Source organism: Sphingomonas sp. (assembly GCF_035758555.1).
Classification (GTDB): domain Bacteria; phylum Pseudomonadota; class Alphaproteobacteria; order Sphingomonadales; family Sphingomonadaceae; genus Sphingomonas_B.
Genome location: NZ_DASTXI010000055.1, coordinates 1 through 3,040, shown reverse-complemented (window position 1 = coordinate 3,040; position 3,040 = coordinate 1). Strand labels below are relative to the sequence as shown.

The 3,040-nt window shown below is 67.1% G+C and carries 4 protein-coding genes and 1 pseudogene; 1 reads left to right on the top strand and 4 read right to left on the bottom strand.

Features of this window, described 5'->3' with window-relative positions; all coding sequences use genetic code 11:
• Nucleotides 1-1,102, top strand: a 1,102-nt coding sequence (gene dnaJ, locus VFT73_RS03175; protein ID WP_326408700.1) for a molecular chaperone DnaJ, incomplete at its 5' end; no start/stop codon positions are given.
• Here dnaJ and VFT73_RS03170 read toward each other — a convergent pair.
• From VFT73_RS03170 to VFT73_RS03155, 4 genes and pseudogenes are all read right to left on the bottom strand, one after another.
• Nucleotides 1,099-1,752, bottom strand: coding sequence for a glutathione S-transferase family protein (locus tag VFT73_RS03170; protein WP_326408699.1), 654 nt, complete (start codon nt 1,750-1,752; stop codon nt 1,099-1,101). The genes dnaJ and VFT73_RS03170 overlap by 4 nt on opposite strands.
• A 17-nt stretch (nt 1,753-1,769) precedes the next feature.
• A complete protein-coding gene (locus VFT73_RS03165; protein WP_326408698.1) occupies nt 1,770-2,240 on the bottom strand; it encodes an SRPBCC family protein in 471 nt (156 codons plus the stop codon).
• Nucleotides 2,237-2,554 carry a metalloregulator ArsR/SmtB family transcription factor gene (locus VFT73_RS03160; protein WP_326408697.1) on the bottom strand — a complete coding sequence of 106 codons (318 nt, stop codon included), beginning with the start codon at nt 2,552-2,554 and terminating at the stop codon, nt 2,237-2,239. The genes VFT73_RS03165 and VFT73_RS03160 overlap by 4 nt, the downstream gene beginning before the upstream one ends.
• Nucleotides 2,555-2,597: 43 nt before the next feature.
• Nucleotides 2,598-3,040, bottom strand: a pseudogene (locus VFT73_RS03155) (hypothetical protein); the annotation flags it as partial.

Genomic DNA, 3,040 nt, shown 5'->3' with positions numbered 1-3,040 from the left:
TTACGAACTGCTGGGCGTGCCGCGCGGAGCGGACGACGCCGTGATCAAGTCGGCCTACCGCCGGCTCGCCAAGGAATGCCATCCCGACCGGCACAACGGCTGCTCCGAGCACGCCGAGCGGTTCAAGGCGATCAGCCAGGCGTACGACATCCTCAAGGACCCGCAAAAGCGCGCGGCCTACGACCGGTTCGGCCATGCCGCCTTCCAGAATGGCGGCGGAGCGGACCCGTTCGGCGAAGCCGGCTTCAACGGCTTCTCCGATATCTTCTCGACCATCTTCGGCGAGTTCATGGACCCGCGAGGCGCTCGCCAGAATGCGGCGCGCGGCGCCGACCTCCGCTACGACATCGAGCTTTCCCTCGAGGAAGCGTTCACCGGGGTCGAGAAGACCATCACGGTCGAATCGCTCGGCACGTGCGAGGCATGCGGCGGGCGCGGCTGCACCGGCATGGATCGCTGCACCAGCCGCTGTCAGACCTGCGGCGGAATGGGCAAGATCCGCACCCAGCAGGGCTTCTTCATGGTCGAGCGCGGCTGCCCCAACTGCCGCGGCTCGGGCGAGGTGATCACCAATCCGTGCGGCAATTGCCACGGCGAAGGCCGCGCGGTCGGTCAGCGCAAGCTGTCTGTGAAAATCCCGGGCGGAGTCGATGACGGCACGCGCATTCGCGTCGCCGGCGAAGGCGAGGCCGGCGTCCGCGGCGCCGCCAACGGCGACCTCTACCTCTTCGTCCACATGAAGCGGCACCCGATCTATGCGCGCGAAGGGACAACCCTGGTCGCCGAATGCCCGATCACTTTCACCACCGCCGCGCTCGGCGGCTCGATGAGCCTCCCCGGCATCGACGGACACCAGGTCGACCTCAAGATTCCGCCGGGCATCCAGTCGGGCGAACAGCTGCGGCACCGCGGCTCCGGAATGAGCGTGCTCAACGGGCGGGGCCGCGGCGACCTCGTCGCGCGGATTCTCGTCGAGACGCCGACGCGAATGTCGGCCAAGCAGAAGAAGCTGCTGGAGGAATTCCGCGCGACCGAGACCGGTGACGAGTGCCCGGCCGCGAAAGGCTTCTTCTCCCGCGCCCGGGACTTCCTCGGCGGCTAGGCCGCTTCCCTCAGTACTTCCGGCGGTTGCGTGGCGGCAAAGCTCGGCCGCGCAAGCATCCGGTCGAGCCACGCGCCGAGCTTCGGCGCGGTGTCGATCAGCTCGCGGCCCTCGGCGCAATCGCCGAGCAGGTCCAGCTGCGCGGCGAGGATGATGTCCGCGAGGCTGACGCCGTTGCCGGTGAAATAGGCCTGGTCGCCGAGCAGCCGCTCGAACTCGGCAACGCATGTGCGGGCCATCGGCATCGCCTCGGCAATCACCGCTTCATCGGCTGGCAGGCCGAGCAGGCGCGGACCGATGATCCGGTTGAATCCGATCGGAGCGCTGGCCTTGGGGAAGAAATACCATTCGATGATCCCGATCACCTGGTTCATGCGCGCGCGCTGGCGCGGAGTGCCGGGGGTCAGCGGCGGATGCGGGAAGCATTCGTCGACGTAGCGCATGATCGCCTGGGTTTCGTAGAGGCGGAAGTCGTCCTGCTCGAACATCGGGATTCTGCCGAATGGGTGAAGCTCGAGATGCTCCGGCGTCTTCATGTCGGCCGGCGACATGGCGCGGAGGTGATAGGGAACATCCTTCTCCTTGAGCGTGATCTCGACGCTCCTCAGAAACGGGCTCCCGGGAATTCCGTGAACAGTGATTCCGGACATCTGACCTGCTCCTTCCATCATTGCTGTGTGACTTGTGCGTAGAGTTCGAGCAGGCCGCCCCATCCGCCAGGGCCGCCGACCGCCTCGCGGACGGCCGGAGCGCCTTCGCCCATGCGTTCTAGATGACGGTGCTCAAGGTCCACCCGGGTGCTGTCGCCCTCGGGCGTGAACGTCACTTCGACTTCGGTGATCAGCTCGGGGTCGAATTTCCATTCGGGCGTGAGCTGCCAGGCGAGCACCAGCCGCGCGGGCGGATCCCAGACCAGCACCTTGCCGATCTCGCACTCGGTCCCGTCGACGTCGCGCTCGTACCAGCGGCCGCCCTCGCGCGGCTCGATGATCGGCCGGTCCAGATCGGCCGGACCGATCTTGTGGGACTTGGGCCACCAGCGGCCGATCCCTGCCGTGAACACCTCGAACGCGCGATCGGCCGGCGCACCGACGCGAATGCTTTTGCGCACCGGCGCTGGCTGAATCTGCAAGTTCATTTCCGCTCCTTTTCGGCTCGCTCGACCTCGGCCGCGAAAGCGGCGAGCGCACTCTCCCAGAACTGGTCGAGCCACGCGCGCATGGCGCCGAGGCCCGCCGGATCGATTTGATAGATTCGGCGCGTGCCCTCGCTTCGGTCGGTCACGAGGCCTGCTTCCTTGAGAAGCTTCAAATGCTGCGAAACGGCGGGCCGGCTGACCGGAAGGCCGCGCGCGATGTCTCCCACGGGACGCGGCCCGCCGGCGAGCTTCTCGAACACCGCGCGTCGAGTCGGATCGCTCAGGGCGACGAAGGCGTGAGAAGCGTTAGCCATTACTAACCGTAAGCACACACTTACGGACTGTGCAAGCGATTTTTCAGCTGGAGCGCAGCCGGTCCATCCTGAGCTGCATGGCGAACATCTGGGCAAACAGCTCGGCGGCGGCGTGCAGCTCGAAGCTCGGCTCTCGCGGAGTCCGGCTGTCGCAGCGGAATTCGCCCTTCGCGTTATCCGACTCGAACGGCAGGCGGAGGGAGGCGCGAATGCCTGCGTCGCGCAGCGCGGCGATCGCCTGCGGGCCCGGCGCGCGCAAGAGTGCGGCCTCGAGCGCACGGTCATTCGAATGGCGCGGGAACAGGTCCGTCGCGGTTCCATCGGTGTCGGCGATGAACATCGGCAGGTCGGCGTCTGTCGCGGCTGCACCGACGCTTCCGCGGCTGCTTTCCGCGCGCTGATCGCCGTAGGTCAGCAGCACGCGATCATAACCCGTGAGCGCGCGCATGCGGCGTGCGGCATTGTCGAGCAGCGCCTGGCCGCGGC

What these genes read in the sequence shown, in the direction of transcription:
- VFT73_RS03170 (WP_326408699.1), bottom strand. Translation starts at nt 1,752, where the DNA reads ATGTCCGGAATCACTGTTCACGGAATTCCCGGGAGCCCGTTTCTGAGG.
- VFT73_RS03165 (WP_326408698.1), bottom strand. Translation starts at nt 2,240, where the DNA reads ATGAACTTGCAGATTCAGCCAGCGCCGGTGCGCAAAAGCATTCGCGTC.
- VFT73_RS03160 (WP_326408697.1), bottom strand. Translation starts at nt 2,554, where the DNA reads ATGGCTAACGCTTCTCACGCCTTCGTCGCCCTGAGCGATCCGACTCGA.